General features: G+C 69.0%; 12 protein-coding genes. 3 read left to right on the top strand and 9 right to left on the bottom strand.

Going from position 1 to position 16,879, the window contains the following annotated elements; genetic code table 11:
• Window positions 1–422: 422 nt before the first annotated feature.
• From OO67_RS27000 to thyX, 3 genes are all read right to left on the bottom strand, one after another.
• Entirely contained in the window at window positions 423–2,108 is a 1,686-nt protein-coding gene (locus OO67_RS27000; RefSeq protein ID WP_033304196.1) for a ribonuclease J, read from the bottom strand.
• Between the two features lie 130 nt (window positions 2,109–2,238).
• Window positions 2,239–3,138 carry a 4-hydroxy-tetrahydrodipicolinate synthase gene (dapA, locus tag OO67_RS26995; RefSeq protein ID WP_033304194.1) on the bottom strand — a complete coding sequence of 300 codons (900 nt, stop codon included), beginning with the start codon at window positions 3,136–3,138 and terminating at the stop codon, window positions 2,239–2,241.
• Between the two features lie 151 nt (window positions 3,139–3,289).
• Window positions 3,290–4,027, bottom strand: coding sequence for an FAD-dependent thymidylate synthase (thyX, locus tag OO67_RS26990; protein WP_033304193.1), 738 nt, complete (start codon window positions 4,025–4,027; stop codon window positions 3,290–3,292).
• A 175-nt stretch (window positions 4,028–4,202) separates the two neighbouring features.
• Between thyX and OO67_RS26985 the strand changes: the two genes are divergently transcribed.
• Complete coding sequence (locus OO67_RS26985) at window positions 4,203–4,442, top strand: hypothetical protein (RefSeq protein ID WP_033304192.1); 240 nt, start codon at window positions 4,203–4,205, stop codon at window positions 4,440–4,442.
• A gap of 93 nt (window positions 4,443–4,535) precedes the next feature.
• Window positions 4,536–5,087 carry a hypothetical protein gene (locus OO67_RS26980; protein WP_033304191.1) on the top strand — a complete coding sequence of 184 codons (552 nt, stop codon included), beginning with the start codon at window positions 4,536–4,538 and terminating at the stop codon, window positions 5,085–5,087.
• Window positions 5,088–5,142: 55 nt separating this feature from the next.
• Here OO67_RS26980 and OO67_RS26975 read toward each other — a convergent pair whose 3' ends face one another.
• The 6 genes from OO67_RS26975 to eccD form a co-directional block, all read right to left on the bottom strand.
• Complete coding sequence (locus OO67_RS26975; protein WP_033304190.1) at window positions 5,143–5,595, bottom strand: tetratricopeptide repeat protein; 453 nt, start codon at window positions 5,593–5,595, stop codon at window positions 5,143–5,145.
• Between the two features lie 14 nt (window positions 5,596–5,609).
• Window positions 5,610–6,362 carry a 4-hydroxy-tetrahydrodipicolinate reductase gene (gene dapB, locus OO67_RS26970; RefSeq protein ID WP_033304188.1) on the bottom strand — a complete coding sequence of 251 codons (753 nt, stop codon included), beginning with the start codon at window positions 6,360–6,362 and terminating at the stop codon, window positions 5,610–5,612.
• A gap of 12 nt (window positions 6,363–6,374) precedes the next feature.
• Window positions 6,375–7,766 carry a M16 family metallopeptidase gene (locus tag OO67_RS26965; protein WP_033304186.1) on the bottom strand — a complete coding sequence of 464 codons (1,392 nt, stop codon included), beginning with the start codon at window positions 7,764–7,766 and terminating at the stop codon, window positions 6,375–6,377.
• Window positions 7,763–9,979: a polyribonucleotide nucleotidyltransferase gene (locus OO67_RS26960; protein ID WP_033304185.1), complete on the bottom strand. Its 2,217-nt coding sequence runs from the start codon at window positions 9,977–9,979 to the stop codon at window positions 7,763–7,765. Before OO67_RS26960 ends, OO67_RS26965 begins: the two co-directional genes overlap by 4 nt.
• Window positions 9,980–10,249: 270 nt before the next feature.
• Window positions 10,250–10,540 carry a 30S ribosomal protein S15 gene (rpsO, locus tag OO67_RS26955; RefSeq protein WP_003965855.1) on the bottom strand — a complete coding sequence of 97 codons (291 nt, stop codon included), beginning with the start codon at window positions 10,538–10,540 and terminating at the stop codon, window positions 10,250–10,252.
• Between the two features lie 176 nt (window positions 10,541–10,716).
• Complete coding sequence (gene eccD, locus OO67_RS26950; RefSeq protein ID WP_033304184.1) at window positions 10,717–12,219, bottom strand: type VII secretion integral membrane protein EccD; 1,503 nt, start codon at window positions 12,217–12,219, stop codon at window positions 10,717–10,719.
• Window positions 12,220–12,465: 246 nt separating this feature from the next.
• Here eccD and eccCa point away from each other — a divergent pair, with 246 nt between their 5' ends.
• A complete protein-coding gene (gene eccCa / locus OO67_RS26945) occupies window positions 12,466–16,434 on the top strand; it encodes a type VII secretion protein EccCa (RefSeq protein ID WP_078598307.1) in 3,969 nt (1,322 codons plus the stop codon).
• Window positions 16,435–16,879: the final 445 nt, after the last annotated feature.

Here is a 16,879-nt window from a genome sequence, read left to right as displayed (position 1 = left end):
GCTTCCTTCGGTCCCGTTTCACCGGGGCCCTCCGGGCGCTTCCCTTCTGTTCTTGCGTTTCCGACTCTATCAGACTCTTTCGTGTCCGATTCCCGGCCGCAGCGGGTTCCAGCTCATTCGCTTTCGAGTTCTTCGCTTTCGCGTTTCCCTTTCCGGCGGTTCCAACTTTACCAGACTCTTTTCCGTTCCGTTTCCGGTTCGAATTCGATTCCGATGACCTGTGGAGTGGCCTTTGCCTTTCGGCGGATCCGACTTTATCAGAAGTTCTGAGTCGGATTTTCCGCCCCTCGAAGGGCTCCCTGGCGCAGATGTGCGCGAGGTGCTTCCCGTTCAGGCGGAATGGCAAACGTACTGGAGCGGGGCGCCTCGATGCAAATCGAGGCGCCCCGCTCCAGGTCGGCGGCCTGTCGGCCTTCGTCGGGTCAGACCTCGACGACGACCGGAAGGATCATCGGACGCCGGCGGTAGGTGTCCGACACCCACTTGCCGACCGTGCGCCGGACCAGCTGCTGGAGCTGGTGTGGCTCCATGACCCCGTCCTGCGCCGACTTGTTGAGGGCCTCCTCGACCTTGGGCACCACGGCGGTGAACGCACCGTCGTCGATGCCGGAGCCGCGGGCCTGGATGTGCGGACCGCCCACGATCTTGCCGGACGAGCTGTCGACCACGATGAAGACCGAGATGATCCCCTCGTCGCCGAGGATGCGCCGGTCCTTGAGGGAGGTTTCGGTGACATCGCCGACCGAGAGGCCGTCGACGTACACGTAACCGGCCTGGACCTTGCCGACGATCTTCGCCTTGCCGTCGACGAGGTCGACGACCACGCCGTCCTCGGCGATGACGATGTGGTCCTTGGGCACCCCGGTGAGGGCGCCGAGTTCGGCGTTGGCCCTGAGGTGGCGCCATTCGCCGTGCACCGGCATCAGGTTCTTCGGCTTGCAGATGTTGTAGAAGTACAGCAGCTCGCCGGCCGAGGCGTGGCCCGAGACGTGGACCTTCGCGTTGCCCTTGTGGACGACGTTCGCGCCCCAACGGGTCAGGCCGTTGATCACGCGGTAGACCGCGTTCTCGTTGCCCGGGATGAGGGACGACGCCAGGATCACCGTGTCACCCGGGACGATCCGGATCTGGTGGTCCCGGTTGGCCATACGGGAGAGAGCGGCCATCGGCTCGCCCTGGGAACCCGTGCACACCAGGACGACCTCGTCGTCCGGCAGGTCGTCGAGGGTCTTGACGTCGACGACCAGACCGGCGGGCACCTTCAGGTAGCCCAGGTCACGGGCGATCCCCATGTTGCGCACCATGGAGCGTCCGACGAAGGCGACCCTGCGGCCGTACTCGTGGGCGGCGTCCAGGATCTGCTGGATGCGGTGCACGTGGCTGGCGAAGCTGGCCACGATGATGCGCTTCTGCGCGTTGGCGAACACCGTGCGCAGGACGTTGGAGATGTCCCGCTCAGGCGGAACGAATCCGGGCACCTCGGCGTTCGTCGAGTCGGAGAGGAGAAGGTCGATGCCTTCCTCGCTCAGCCGGGCGAACGCGTGCAGGTCGGTGAGACGGCCGTCCAGCGGAAGCTGGTCCATCTTGAAGTCACCGGTCGCGACGGCCAGACCCGCGGGGGTGCGGATGGCGACGGCGAGAGCGTCCGGGATGGAGTGGTTGACCGCGATGAACTCGCAGTCGAAGACTCCGATGCGCTCGCGCTGCCCCTCCACGACCTCGAGGGTGTACGGACGGATCCGGTGCTCCTGGAGCTTGGCCTCGATGAGCGCGAGGGTCAGCTTGGAGCCGATCAGCGGGATGTCCGGCTTCAGGCGGAGCAGATACGGCACGCCACCGATGTGGTCCTCGTGGCCGTGCGTGAGGACGATGCCCTCGATGTCGTCCAGGCGGTCCCGGATGGTGGTGAAGTCCGGAAGGATCAGGTCGATGCCGGGCTGCTCCTCCTCGGGGAAGAGCACGCCGCAGTCGACGATGAGCAGACGGCCGCCGTACTCGAAGACCGTCATGTTGCGGCCGATTTCGCCCAGGCCGCCCAGCGGGGTGACCCGCAGGCCGCCCTTGGGGAGCTTCGGCGGGGTACCGAGTTCAGGATGCGGATGACTCAAAAGACTCTCCTTACCACGCGCGCCACGTACCGCTGAGGGCACGTGGCGCGCATGTCGATCGTGCACTTGCTGTTGTCAGGTGGTGTTTCCGCCGCGAGTGTCCTCGCGTATTCAGTTGTGAAGTCCGTAGTTAGAGCTGTACCCCACCGGCGGCCAGATCGATCTTGAGCTGGGCCGTCTCCTGTGCGGTGAGTTCCACCAGGGGGAGGCGCAGCGGGCCGGCCGGCAGGCCCTGCAGGGTGAGCGCCGCCTTGGTGGTGATGACGCCCTGGGTGCGGAACATCCCGGTGAAGACCGGGAGCAGCTGCTGGTGGATCTCCGTGGCCTTCTGCACGTCGCCGCCGAGGTGCGCCTCGATGAGGGCGCGCAGCTCCGGGGTGACGACGTGGCCGACGACGGAGACGAAACCGACGGCGCCTACCGAGAGCAGCGGGAGGTTGAGCATGTCGTCACCCGAGTACCAGGCGAGGCCGGACTCGGCGATCGCCCAGCTGGAGCGGCCGAGGTCTCCCTTGGCGTCCTTGTTGGCGACGATCCTGGGATGCTCGGCGAGGCGTACGAGCGTCTCTGTGTCGATCGGCACACCGCTGCGGCCCGGAATGTCGTACAGCATCACCGGGAGCTCCGTGGAGTCCGCGATGGCGTTGAAGTGCCGCAGGAGACCCTCCTGCGGCGGCTTGTTGTAGTACGGCGTGACGGCGAGGAGGCCGTGGGCGCCGGTTCGCTCGGCGGTGCGGGCCAGCTCGATGCTGTGGCGGGTGTCGTTGGTGCCGACGCCCGCGATGACGTGGGCCCGGTCTCCCACGGCTTCCAGCACAGCCCGTACGAGCTGGTCTTTCTCCGCGTCGCTGGTGGTCGGGGACTCGCCCGTGGTGCCGTTGACGACCAGGCCGTCATTGCCTGCGTCCACCAGGTGGACGGCGAGCCGCTGGGCGCCGTCGAGGTCGAGTGCGCCGTCCGCCGTGAAGGGCGTGACCATAGCGGTGAGGACCCTCCCGAAGGGGGTCTGCGGAGTGGAGATCGGAGCCATGGGTAACACGCTACTCGTTGCTCGGAGCGCCGCGCTCCCTCGGGGGACGAGGAAGAGGAGCCCGGCACTGCCTGCTCGGGGGTTCAGGCAGTACCGGGTCCGTTTGATCAGCCTAGATGAACTTCACTAAACGCCGCAATACGGACACCGCCTACGGGGCTACCCGTCCGTTCTTGTTGAAGGCGGCATGAGTGAGCGGCATCAGGTTCTGCCAGTGCTGTTCCATCTGCTCGCCGACCATCTCGATCTCACGCTGCGGGAACGACGGCACCTTGGCCAGCTCGTGCTGCGTGCGCAGGCCGAGGAAGTGCATCAGCGAGCGCGCGTTGCAGGTGGCGTACATCGTCGAGAACAGGCCGACGGGGAGCACCGCGCGGGCGACCTCACGGGCGACCCCGGCGGCGAGCATCTCCTGGTAGGCGTCGTAGGCCTGCCGGTACGACTCCTCCATGACGCGGCTCGTGAGCTCGTGCTGCTCCGGGGTGCCCTCGACGAACTCGTACTTGCCGGGGCGGCCCTGCTGAATCAGCTTCCGGGACTCTCCCGGGACGTAGAAGACCGGCTCGAGCTCCCTGTAGCGGCCCGATTCCTCGTTGTAGGACCAGCCCACGCGGTGCCGCATGAACTCGCGGAACACGAAGATGGGGGCGCTGATGAAGAAGGTCATCGAGTTGTGCTCGAACGGGCTGCCGTGCCGGTCCCGCATCAGGAAGTTGATGAGCCCCTTGGAGCGCTCGGGGTCCTTCGTGACCTCTTCCAGGGACTGCTCCCCGGCCGTGGAGACGCGGGCTGCGAACAGCACGTCGGAGTCGGCGGCCGCTGATTTCACCAGGTCAACGGTGACATCACTGCGGAAGTGGGCTTTTGTGGGCTCGGGGGTGTCGGTCACCGGCGGGGGTCCTTCCAATTGCGTCGCTCGGGCGGCGTCCACTCTACGGGCCCCCGCGAAGGCGGCTGCCAGCGGGAAATTCTGGACGGGTTCGGCGTTTCGGGGCACCGATCGGGCGTCTCGTACGTCTGACTCATTAGCAGCACCCGTCCCAGAGTTCAAGGAGAGCTTCCTCATGTTCCGCCGGCGTGAATCCGTCCCGTTCTCGTTCGTTGCCGAGGCCGACCGATTCCGCAGTAATGTCACTCCGCCTCCCCGCCAGCGTGCCAGTCGCTCCCAGCTGGCCGGTCGGTCCCTCGTGGGGCTGACGCTGATCGCCGGCTTCGCCGGATCGCTGCTCTTCGGCCTGCCCGCTCTCGACACCGACCGGACGCCCTCCCACAGTCAGACGTCCGAGGCCTCGCGGCACCGCTGACCCGTACGGGCCCCCTGGGGTGGTCGGCCGGGGGGCTGCTCGGTAGCCTCACCGGGCACAGCAATCGAGCGTGCTTGTGAGTGAGGATCAGTCGTGCCCCTGCCCTTCCTGACGGCCGACCGCGTATTCGACGCGGACGCAGAGGACATCGCGCTGCCGTTCGACGACCACGACAGCTGGCGGCGGCCCTACCGCCCCGGCCCGTGGCGGGTCGCGGCGGCAGCCACCCTGCTGCTTCTGGCGTCCTTCGTGCTGCTCGCAGCGACGATCATCACGTTCGCGGGATCGCTGTCCGGCGCCACCCTGTGTTTCGCGCTCGCCGCCGTGGTGATCGCGGGCGCGCTGCGGCTGCTGCGGGTCGGTGCCTGGGTGAGCCGGCACGGCGTACGCCGGGTGGGCTTCTTCCGTACGACCACCGTGCGGTGGAAGGACGCCGCGGCGGTACGCACGGTGCAGCAGCCCGTGAAATGGCTCGGCTTCCCGCGGACGGTCCAGGGACAGGCCCTGATCGTGGTGCGCAGGAGCGGTGAGCCGCTGGCGCCGCTGGTCACCGACCACAACGCGGACTTCCTGGCCCGTGCGGAGGCGTTCGAGCGGGCCACGGACTCGATCGAGGCCTGGGACGACGAGTACCGCAGCAGCTGACGGTTCGAGGCCCCCAGGGGCCGGATAAACACATGGACAGGCCGGTGGGCGCCGCTCAGGCGCGTACCGGCCTGTCCATGTGAAGGGCGATGGCACGCTGCATCGCCTTACGGGCGCGTGGGGTGTCTCTCGCGTCCTGGTAGGCGACCGCCAGCCGGAACCAGCAGCGCCAGTCGTCCGGGCTGTCCTCGGTCTCCTCCCGGCGCCGCGCGAACACGGCGTCGGCCGAGTCGCGGTCGATACGCCCGGAGGGGGTGCGCACCAGCTCGTCCACGGGGAGGCCGCCCTCTGCGTCCAGCTCGGCTGCCAGGGCGTTGGCCCGCCGTACGAACTGGGTGTTCTTCCAGAGGAACCAGACGCCGATCACCGGCAGGATCAGCACGGCCACGCCGAAGGTGACCGTGAGCAGTGTGCCGTGCCTGATGAGCAGGACGCCCCGGCTGCCGGCCAGGACGAAGTAGAAGACCAGGACGGCAGCGGTGACGACGTAGGTGAGCTTTGCGCGCATGGGGTTGGGCCCAGTCAGTTCAGGTCGAGGAAGTGTTCCAGGCCGAAGGTGAGGCCGGGAGTGGTCACCACGCGGCGCGTGCCGAGCAGGATGCCCGGCATGAAGCTGCTGTGGTGCAGCGAGTCGTGGCGCAGGGTGAGGGTCTCGCCCTCACCGCCCAGCAGTACCTCCTGGTGGGCGAGGAGTCCGCGGAGCCGGACCGAGTGGACCGGGACACCGTCGACGTCCGCACCGCGGGCTCCGTCCAGTGCGGTGGAGGTGGCGTCGGGCTGGGGCGCCGCCCCGGCCCTCTCGCGGGCCGCCGCGATGAGCTGGGCGGTACGGGTGGCGGTGCCGGAGGGGGCGTCCGCCTTGTTCGGGTGGTGGAGCTCGATGACCTCGACGGACTCGAAGTAGCGGGCGGCCTGCTCCGCGAACCTCATCGTGAGGACCGCGCCGATGGAGAAGTTCGGCGCGATGAGCACACCGGTCTCCGGGGAAGCGGAGAGCCAGGTGTTCAGCTGCGCGAGCCGTTCGTCGGTCCAGCCCGTGGTGCCGACGACGGCGTGGATACCGTGCCGGACGCAGAAGTCGAGGTTCTCCATCACCGACGCGGGTGTGGTGAGCTCGACGACGGCCTGGGCGCCGCTGTCCGTGAGGGTCTCCAGCTTGTCGCCGCGTCCCAGCGCGGCCACCAGCTCCATGTCGTCGGCGGCCTCCACGGCTCGTACGGCCTCGGACCCGATGCGTCCCTTGGCGCCGAGAACGGCCACGCGCAGCTTGCTCATGTGTTCTTTTCCTTACGGGGTGGTGAGAGAGACCGCTTCCTGGAGGCGGTCGGCCTGCTTGTCCTTCAGCGGGCCGATGACCGAGAGCGAGGGCCGCTGTCCGAGGACGTCGGCCGCCACGGCCCGGACCTCGTCGGGGGTGACCGCCGCGATCTTCGCCAGCATGTCATCGACCGACATCTGTTCGCCCCAGCAGAGTTCGCTCTTGCCGATGCGGTTCATGAGCGCGCCCGTGTCCTCCAGGCCGAGGACGGTGGAACCGGCGAGCTGGCCGACGGCCCGGCCGATCTCCTCGTCGCCCAGGCCGTCCGTCGCCACCCGGTCGAGCTCGTCGCGGCAGATCTTGAGGACGTCGTGCACCTGACTGGGACGGCAGCCCGCGTACACACCGAAGAGCCCGCAGTCGGCGAAGCCCGAGGTGTAGGAGTACACGCTGTAGGCGAGGCCGCGCTTCTCCCTGACCTCCTGGAAGAGGCGGGAGCTCATGCCGCCGCCGAGCGCCGTGTTCAGGACGCCGAGTGCCCAGCGGCGCTCGTCGGTCCTGGCCAGGCCCGGCATGCCGAGGACGACGTGGGCCTGCTCGGTCTTGCGGTTCAGCACTTCGACGCGGCCCGTGGCACGCAGGGTGCGGGAGCCCGCACGTGGCGCCGTGGGAACGGCGTCGGTGCGGCTCAGGGCACCGGCGCGGTCGAACGCCTTGCGGACCTGCCGCACGACCGTGGCGTGGTCGACGTTGCCGGCGGCGGCGACGACCAGGTGCGTGGGGTCGTAGTGCTTCTTGTAGAAGCGGGCGATCTGGCCGCGGTTCAGCGCGTTGATCGTGTCGACGGTGCCGAGGACCGGGCGGCCCAGCGGGGTGTCGCCGAGCATGGTGTGCGCGAACAGATCGTGCACGCAGTCGCCCGGGTCGTCCTCCGTCATCGCGATCTCCTCGAGGATGACGCCGCGCTCGGCGTCGACGTCCTCGGGGGCGATCAGGGATCCGGTCAGCATGTCGCACACGACATCGATGGCCAGCGGCAGGTCGGTGTCCAGGACCCGCGCGTAGTAGCAGGTGTACTCCTTCGCCGTGAAGGCGTTCATCTCGCCGCCGACCGCGTCGATCGCGGACGAGATGTCGAGGGCACTGCGCTTGGCCGTGCCCTTGAAGAGGAGGTGTTCCAGGTAGTGCGTCGCGCCGTTCAGGGTGGGCGTCTCGTCGCGTGAACCGACGTTGGCCCAGATCCCGAAGGTGGCGGAGCGTACGGAGGGCAGCGTCTCGGTGACGACCCGGAGACCGCCCGGGAGGACGGTACGGCGGACCGTGCCGATGCCGTTGCTGCCCTTGAGAAGCGTTTGGGTACGGGCGACGGCCCGCCCCTCCGAGGAGGGGCGGGCCGTCGTCACGGAACTACGGGACGTCACTTGTCGGTGTCGTCCTTCTTCTCGTCGGCCTCTTCGCCCTCGATCACGGGGATCAGGGAGAGCTTGCCGCGGGAGTCGATCTCGGCGATCTCGACCTGGACCTTCGCGCCGACCGCGAGCACGTCCTCGACGTTCTCCACGCGCTTGCCACCGGCGAGCTTGCGGATCTGCGAGATGTGCAGCAGGCCGTCCTTGCCGGGCATCAGGGAGACGAACGCACCGAAGGTCGTGGTCTTGACGACCGTACCCAGGTAGCGCTCGCCGACCTCCGGCATGGTCGGGTTGGCGATCGCGTTGATCGTGGCGCGGGCGGCCTCGGCCTGCGAGCCCTGCTGGGCACCGATGTAGATGGTGCCGTCGTCCTCGATCGTGATGTCGGCGCCGGTGTCCTCCTGGATCTGGTTGATCATCTTGCCCTTGGGGCCGATGACCTCACCGATCTTGTCCACCGGGATCTTGACGGTGATGATCCGCGGGGCGTTCGGGGACATCTCGTCCGGGACGTCGATGGCCTCGTTCATGACGTCCAGGATGTGCAGACGCGCGTCACGGGCCTGCTTCAGCGCGGCGGCCAGGACCGAGGCGGGGATGCCGTCGAGCTTGGTGTCGAGCTGGAGCGCGGTCACGAACTGCTTCGTACCGGCGACCTTGAAGTCCATGTCGCCGAAGGCGTCCTCCGCACCGAGGATGTCGGTGAGGGCGACGTAGTGGGTCTTGCCGTCGATCTCCTCGGAGATCAGACCCATGGCGATACCGGCGACGGCGGCCTTGAGGGGCACACCCGCGTTCAGCAGCGACATGGTGGAGGCGCAGACCGAGCCCATGGACGTCGAACCGTTGGAGCCCAGCGCCTCGGAGACCTGGCGGATCGCGTAGGGGAACTCCTCGCGCGACGGCAGCACCGGCACGATGGCGCGCTCGGCGAGCGCTCCGTGGCCGATCTCGCGGCGCTTGGGCGAGCCCACGCGGCCGGTCTCACCGACGGAGTACGGCGGGAAGTTGTAGTTGTGCATGTAGCGCTTGCGGGTCACCGGGGAGAGGGTGTCCAGCTGCTGCTCCATGCGGAGCATGTTGAGGGTGGTGACGCCCAGGATCTGGGTCTCGCCACGCTCGAACAGCGCCGAGCCGTGCACGCGCGGGATGGCCTCGACCTCGGCGGCGAGCGTACGGATGTCCGTGACGCCGCGGCCGTCGATGCGGACCTTGTCCTTGATGACGCGCTCGCGGACCAGCTTCTTGGTCAGCGCGCGGTAGGCACCGGAGATCTCCTTCTCGCGGCCCTCGAAGGCCGGGAGGAGCTTCTCGCCCGCGATCTCCTTGATGCGGTCCAGCTCGGCCTCGCGCTCCTGCTTGCCGGCGATGGTGAGCGCCTTGGCGAGCTCGGTGCTGACGGCCTTGCTGAGCGCCTCCAGGACGTCGTCCTGGTAGTCGAGGAAGACCGGGAACTCGCCGGTGGGCTTGGCGGCCTTGGAGGCGAGGTCGGACTGGGCCTTGCAGAGCGCCTTGATGAAGGGCTTCGCGGCCTCGAGACCGGCGGCGACGACCTCTTCGGTCGGGGCCTCGGCGCCGTCCTTGACGAGCTGGATGGTCTTCTCGGTGGCCTCGGCCTCGACCATCATGATCGCGACGTCGCCGTCCTCCAGGACGCGGCCGGCGACGACCATGTCGAAGACGGCGTCCTCGAGCTCGGTGTGCGTCGGGAAGGCGACCCACTGGCCCTTGATCAGGGCGACGCGGGTGGCGCCGATCGGGCCGGAGAAGGGCAGGCCCGCCAGGATCGTGGAGGCGGAGGCGGCGTTGATCGCGACCACGTCGTACAGGTGGTCGGGGTTGAGCGCCATGATCGTCTCGACGATCTGGATCTCGTTGCGCAGGCCCTTCTTGAAGGAGGGGCGCAGGGGGCGGTCGATCAGGCGGCAGGTGAGGATCGCGTCCTCGGAGGGCCGGCCCTCACGGCGGAAGAAGGAGCCGGGGATCTTGCCGGCCGCGTACTGCCGCTCCTCGACGTCCACCGTGAGGGGGAAGAAGTCGAGCTGGTCCTTGGGCCGCTTGGAAGCGGTGGTGGCCGACAGCACCATGGTGTCGTCGTCCAGGTACGCGACGGCGGAGCCGGCGGCCTGCTTGGCCAGGCGGCCCGTCTCGAAGCGGATGGTGCGGGTGCCGAAAGTACCGTTGTCGATCACGGCTTCGGCGTAGTGGGTCTCGTTCTCCACTAGTGATTTCTCCATACTCGTCGTCTTTCGTCCTGCCGCCCGTGTGGCGGAGGACGGTGCGGAGAAGCGCACCGTGTGTGCGGGCCGGTCTTCGATCGAAGCTCCCGGGCGTTGTCCCGGGGGCCACTACCGAGGACCGGCGGCGGCCGTGGGGCGCCTCTCCTCGTCTGGTGTTGTGCGTCCAGGTTACTGAGCCGGACCCGGTTCACGCACGTACAGCAAAGGGAGCGGCCCCCTGGAACCGGGGTACCGCTCCCTCCCACAGCGTCCTTACTTGGCGCCGCCGGCCGCACCGCGGCGGATGCCGAGGCGGTCGACGAGCGCACGGAAGCGCTGGATGTCCTTCTTGGCCAGGTACTGAAGGAGGCGGCGACGCTGGCCGACCAGGATCAGCAGACCACGACGGGAGTGGTGGTCGTGCTTGTGCGTCTTGAGGTGCTCCGTCAGGTCCGAGATCCGGCGGGAGAGCATGGCGACCTGGACCTCGGGGGATCCGGTGTCACCCTCCTTCTGGGCGAACTCGGACATGATCTGCTTCTTCGTAGCGGCGTCGAGCGGCACGCGTACTCCTCTTGATGTTCGATGCACCCACGAGTGCCCCTGGTCTTGATCTCAGGGGAGCTTCCATGACTCGGAGGCGAAGGTCCGATGAGCGCAGCCCCCAGGACGATCCGGGAACGCGTACACAAACGGCCACTGGTCAGAGTACCAGCCGTTCGGAGCGCCCCCGACGGGTGTCAGCTGGTGAGTGCCCGGATCGAGTGGTAGACGTCGAAAACAGCGAGGCACAGCGGCAGCAGCGTCAGGAGCACGCAGGCCTCGGCGATCTCCAGGAAGCGCCCCCAGAAGGGAGTGACGCCCTTGCGCGGCACGATCAGCCCTATGGCTGTGATCAGGGCCGCGACCCCGGCGACCGCCGCGGTCAGCCAGATCGTACGGATGTCGAGACCTGCGGTCTCCCCGGCGAACGCCTCCTTCACGAGGGCGACCGGTGGGTTGAGCGACAGCCCGAGGCCGAGAAGCACGAGTGCGGCGAGCCCTGCCCCCAGGGCGCAGCCGACCTGGGCCGTGTAGCGGAACAGGTGGGCGCGCATCAGCATCGCGATCCCGGTGGCGAGGGCCAGCAGCTGGCCCCAGACGCTGTCCGAGAAGCCGAGCACCGCCGCGGCTCCCACCGCGACCAGCGCGCATCCGCCGACGAGGCCGACGAGCAGTTCGTGGCCGCGCCGCGCCTGGGCGGTGATGCGTTCGGCATCGACCGGGCCCTGGGGCGCGGGGTCGGACGTCCCGTAGTCACCGACGGTGGTGCGGGGCGGCTCGAAGCCGATCGGGAGGCGCGCGAAGCGGGTGGACAGCCCGGGCAGGAAGGCGAGGAGCCCCACGGAGAGGGGGGCACACACGGCCGCGGTCTCGGCCGGCTCCATGCGCGTCATGATCGCGACGAAGGTGACCAGTGCGCCGATGACCGAGGCGAACACGAACGCGACGAACGTCCCGTCACCTTCGGGTGCGGCGATCATGAGGATCACCGACGCCACCAGCACGGCGGCGCAGGCGAGCAGGAACTGGAGCCTGCCGACGCCCTGGCCCGCGCCGAGCGGGAGGAGCCCGGCTCCGGCGACTGCGGCGTTGGCGAGTGCGCCGGTCCCCAGCGCGATGGACGAGCCGCGGTCCGCGTAGACGCGCGCGCGTACGCATGCCAGAGCGAGGAGGAGCAGGGCGCTGACGGCGGCGAGGATGCCCGGGAGGCCGTGCATGTCGTGCCGCACGTCGGAGGTCCACAGCACGAAGCCGAGCAGGACCAGCAGGACCGAGCCGCCGAAGAGACCGGCCGAGCGCATGAGGCTGTCGCCCCAGAGGGTGCGGTCCCGGGCGACGGCGGTGGCGACGGCGTCGGAGACGTCGTCGAAGACCGCGGGGGGCAGCGACTCCGAGAAGGGGCGCAGGGACAGCAGCTCACCGTCGAGGATGCGCAGGCCGGCCAGCGTGCGCCCGCTGTCGAGGACGGTGCCGTCACGGCGTACGAGGTGATAGCCGACCGGAGCACCAGGGGCCGGGCTCTGCCCCGACAGCCGGAGGATCTCCGGATAGAGGTCGGCGACGGGGATGTCCTCGGGCAGCGCCACGTCGACGCGGCTGTCCGGCGCGACGACCGTGACCCGGCAGAAGCCGGTTCCGTTGCCGGCCGGAACTCCGGGACCCGGCCGCCCCGATCCGGTAGCCGCCGTTTGGGCCGTCATAGTCACGTGCTGCTCCCCCTCATGCTTCTGCTGCGATCTCCTGGAAACGCACCCCTGGGCCACGGGCTCTTCCTGCGTCCCGAATGACCCATTTTTTTGCGGTAGTTAGCGGATGCGTACACGCGTCGCGACACCCTACCGCCCTCGGGTCACGGGGTACGCCAGTAGGATCCTCCCGCGGACGGAACCCGTCGCCACGGGGGCGCCGATAGGAACAGTTCCGTCCGGCAAGGGAATTGGTGAGCTGTGAGCCAGATCGTCGTCAAGCGCCCACCGCGGGCCCTCCCCTCCGAAGTTCCGGGCGAGCAGGTGCAGTTGCAACCTCCGCCCGAGTTGCCTCGCGGGCAGCAGGAGGGGGTGATGATGCAGCTGCTGCCGATGCTCGGTATGGGTGGTTCCGTCGTCTTCTTCTTCATGACGCCGAACCCGATCATGCGGATCATGGGCATGATCATGATCGCGTCGACGATCGCGATGGCCATCGCGATGATCATCCGCTTCCGGCGCGGCACCCAGGGTCAGCTCGCGGACATGCGGCGCGACTATCTGAAGTACCTGACGCAGACCAGACGCGCCGTACTCCGGACCGCCCGGCAGCAGCGCGACGCGCAGTTCTACCTCCACCCGTCCCCGGAGCAGCTGTGGGCGCTCGTCGCCGAGGGCAGCCGGCTGTGGGAGCGCCGTGTCGGTGACGCGGACTTCGCCCACGTACGCATCGGTCTGGGCAGCCAGGAGCTCGCGACTCCGCTCGTCGCACCCGACACCGCGCCGGTCGATGAGCTGGAGCCTCTGACCGCCGGGGCGATGCAGCAGTTCCTGACGACCCACAGCACGCTGGACGGTCTGCCGATGGCGGTCTCCCTCCGTGCCTTCTACCACCTGACGATCAGCGGCGAGGGGGAGTCCGCGCGCGCCACCGCCCGCGCGATGATCGGGTCGCTCGCCTCGCTGCACTCCCCCGAGGACCTGATCATCGCCGTCGCGACCGGCCGCGACGCCGCTCCGCGCTGGGACTGGACGAAGTGGCTCCCGCACGTCCAGGCGCGGGGCTCCACCGACGGCGCCGGCAGCCGCCGCCTGATCAGCACGAGCGTCGCGGAACTGGAGGAGATGCTCGCGGGACACCTCGACGGCAGGCCCCGTTTCCAGCCGGGCGGCCAGCCCCTCCTCGACCAGCCGCACGTCGTCGTCGTGCTCGACGGCGAGTCCGTCCCCGCGACGTCCGCGCTCGCGTCGACCGAGGGCCTCCAGGGCGTGACGGTGGTCGAGATCGTCACGGGCCAGGTCAACGGGGCGCGCGGCGGCCTCTCCATCGTGGTCGACCCCCACTCGCTGCAGCTGGAGTCGGGGCACGGCCTGGTCTACGACGGTCTCCCCGACCTGCTGAGCCACGAGGCCGCCGAGGCACTGGCGCGGCAACTGGCCCCGCTCCACGTCGCCACGGGCGGGGACGACGACGAACCTCTGCTCGCCAATCTGGAGTTCACCGATCTGCTGAATCTCGGTGACGCGGCCTCCGTCGATGTGAGCCGCACCTGGCGGGCCCGCTCGCAGGCCGAACGGCTGCGGGTCCCGATCGGCGTGGGTGAGGACGGCGCGCCGGTGATGCTGGACCTCAAGGAGGCGGCGCAGGAGGGCATGGGACCGCACGGCCTGTGTGTCGGCGCCACCGGTTCCGGCAAGTCCGAGCTGCTCCGCACGCTCGTGCTGGGCCTCGCCGTCACCCACACCTCGGAGACGCTCAACTTCGTCCTCGCGGACTTCAAGGGTGGTGCCACCTTCGCCGGTATGGCGCAGATGCCCCACGTCGCAGCGGTGATCACCAACCTCGCGGACGACCTGACGCTGGTGGACCGCATGGGCGACTCCATCAGCGGCGAACTCAACCGCCGCCAGGAGATGCTGCGCGACGCGGGCAACTACGCCAACATCCACGACTACGAGAAGGCGCGAGCGGCGGGTGCCCCGTTGCAGCCCATCCCCTCGCTCGTCCTGGTCATCGACGAGTTCAGCGAGCTGCTCACCGCCAAGCCGGACTTCATCGAGATGTTCGTGCAGATCGGGCGCATCGGCCGTTCGCTGGGCGTCCATCTGCTGCTGGCCTCGCAGCGCCTCGAAGAGGGGCGGCTGCGCGGCCTGGAGACCTATCTGTCGTACCGGATCGGTCTGCGTACGTTCTCCGCGGGCGAGTCCCGGGCCGCGCTCGGCGTGCCCGACGCGTACCACCTGCCCAACGTCCCCGGTTCGGGCTACCTGAAGTACGGCACGGACGAGATGGTCCGCTTCAAGGCGGCGTACGTCTCCGGGGTGTACCGCTCGGGCGCACGGCCGGCCGCGTCCTCCGGCCCCCTGCCCGTGGACCGCATGCCGGTGGTGTTCACCGCGGCTCCGGTGCCGGTGCGCTACGTACAGCCCGCGGCGCAGACCGGTGTACCCGAGCCGCGTACGTCCGAGGACGACGCCCTGGCGGACACGGTGCTCGATGTGATCGTGCGCCGGCTGGAGGGCCGGGGTGCTTCCGCCCACCAGGTGTGGCTTCCTCCGCTGGACAACCCGCCGTCGTTCGACGAGCTCCTTCCGGGGCTCTCCGCGGTCGAGGGCCGTGGGCTGACCCAGCCCGGGTTCGAGGGATCGGGACGCCTCGTCGCACCGCTGGGTGTGGTCGACAAGCCGTACGAGCAGCGCCGCGACACGCTCTACCGGGACTTCTCCGGTGCGGCGGGCCACATGCAGATCACCGGCGGCCCGCAGTCCGGCAAGTCCACGCTCCTGCGCTCGCTCATCGCGGGCTTCGCCCTCACCCACACGCCCCACGAGGTCCAGTTCTACGCACTCGACTTCGGCGGCGGCGGCCTGGCCTCGGTCTCCGGTCTGCCCCATGTCGGAGGGGTCGCGTCCCGGCTCGACCCGGAACGGGTGCGCCGTACGGTCTCCGAGGTGTACGGGATCATGGCGCGGCGTGAGGAGTACTTCCGCAGCGCCGGCATCGACTCCATCGCCACCTTCCGAAGGCTGCGCGCCCGTGGCGAGATCTCGGTGGCGGACCAGCCGTGGGGCGACGTCTTCCTGATCATCGACGGCTGGGGCAACTTCCGGTCGGACTACGAGGGCCTGGAATCGGCGGCCGTCGACATCGCCCAACGAGGCCTCGGCTACGGCATCCACCTGATCGTCACGGCGTCGCGTTCGATGGAGGTCCGGGCCAATCTGAAGGACCACCTGATGAACCGGCTGGAGCTGCGGCTCGGAGACGTCATGGACTCCGAGCTGGACCGCAAGGCCGCGGTCAACGTGCCCCCCGGCGTACCCGGACGCGGTCTCACGCCGGAGAAGCTGCACTTCATGGCCGCGGTCCCGCGGATCGACGGCATCAACTCCGACAGCGACCTCTCCGAGGCCACGGCGGCGATGAACGCGGAGGTCGCCCGGCACTGGACCGCGGCTCCCGCCCCGGCGGTCAGGCTGCTGCCCCGCGAACTCCCGGTCCACGAGCTGCCCGCGGGCTACGCGCAGCCGGAACGGGGCATCGCGTTCGGTATCGACGAGAACAACCTCGAGCCGGTCTTCCTCGACTTCGAGCGGGACCCGTTCTTCCTGGTGTTCGGCGAGAGCGAGTCCGGCAAGTCCAACCTCCTGCGCCTGCTCATCAAGCAGCTGACCGAGAGGTACGACGGGAACGCCGCGAAGTTCTTCGTCATCGACAACCGGCGAGCGCTGCTCGACGTCACCCCCGCCACGCACCTGGCGGAGTACGTGCCCATGTCCAACAACATGGAACACCACGCCGACGCGCTGTACGACCTGATGAAGCGTCGTACGCCCTCGCCCGAAGTCACGGCCCAGGAGCTCCGTGACCGCAGCTGGTGGAGCGGTCCGACGGTGTACGTGGTCGTCGACGACTACGACCTGGTGTCGACGTCCAGCGGGAACCCGCTGGCCAAGCTGACGGAGATGCTGCCGTTCTCCCGCGATGTCGGCGTGCGGTTCATCATCGCCCGCAGCACGGCGGGTGCGGGCCGTGCGCTGTACGAGCCCTTCATGCAGCGCATCCTGGAGCTGGGGGCGCAGGGTGTGATGCTGTCGGGCGACCCCGTCGAGGGGGACGTGCTCGGCAACGTCCGGCCGCGCCCGATGCCCCCGGGGCGCGGGGTCTTCGTCACCCGGCGCCGCGGAAATCCGTTGGTGCAGACCGGGCTCATGGGCGGGGAAGCGTAGGGCGCACGGCAGGACACGCGGCAGTGACGGGTAGGGCGGTGACAGTGGGCGAGACGCCTCTGTCACCGCCCGTCGCTGCGTGTGGGCCGGGCCTCGAAGAAATCAACCCACATGATCGTCGGCAGAAGCAGCCGAGACAGCCGGGGAGCGGCGGCCCGGCAACCCTTCTCCGCACCCAGTCGCCTCCGTGGGGACCGCAGCAGAGGCGATTCACCAACGCAGTGTGAATACTCGTGAAGCTCGGACGCGGACGCAGCCTTCTGCGTACACGTGACAGGCACGAAGAACGGGGACTCCCGGCCGCCGGGCGTCGCAGGCGGCGTCGGCTCTGTGACCGTCCCGAACTACGACTGTGCGGTGGCGAGCCGCGAGGGCACGTGCTGAGCGTCTCCCGTCACACCGTCGGCTTCAGCGCTGCCCGGAGAGGCTGGTGCCGCTCGCAATG

It is taken from the genome of Streptomyces atroolivaceus (genome assembly GCF_000717025.1).
In the GTDB taxonomy this organism is placed as follows: Bacteria; Actinomycetota; Actinomycetes; order Streptomycetales; family Streptomycetaceae; genus Streptomyces; species Streptomyces atroolivaceus.
This window is presented reverse-complemented; position numbering and strand designations above follow the sequence as displayed.

Coding starts and splice junctions, on each gene's coding strand:
- dapA (WP_033304194.1), bottom strand. CDS start 3,138: ATGGCTCCGATCTCCACTCCGCAGACCCCCTTCGGGAGGGTCCTCACC.
- OO67_RS26985 (WP_033304192.1), top strand. CDS start 4,203: ATGTTCCGCCGGCGTGAATCCGTCCCGTTCTCGTTCGTTGCCGAGGCC.
- OO67_RS26975 (WP_033304190.1), bottom strand. CDS start 5,595: ATGCGCGCAAAGCTCACCTACGTCGTCACCGCTGCCGTCCTGGTCTTC.
- dapB (WP_033304188.1), bottom strand. CDS start 6,362: ATGAGCAAGCTGCGCGTGGCCGTTCTCGGCGCCAAGGGACGCATCGGG.
- eccD (WP_033304184.1), bottom strand. CDS start 12,219: ATGACGGCCCAAACGGCGGCTACCGGATCGGGGCGGCCGGGTCCCGGA.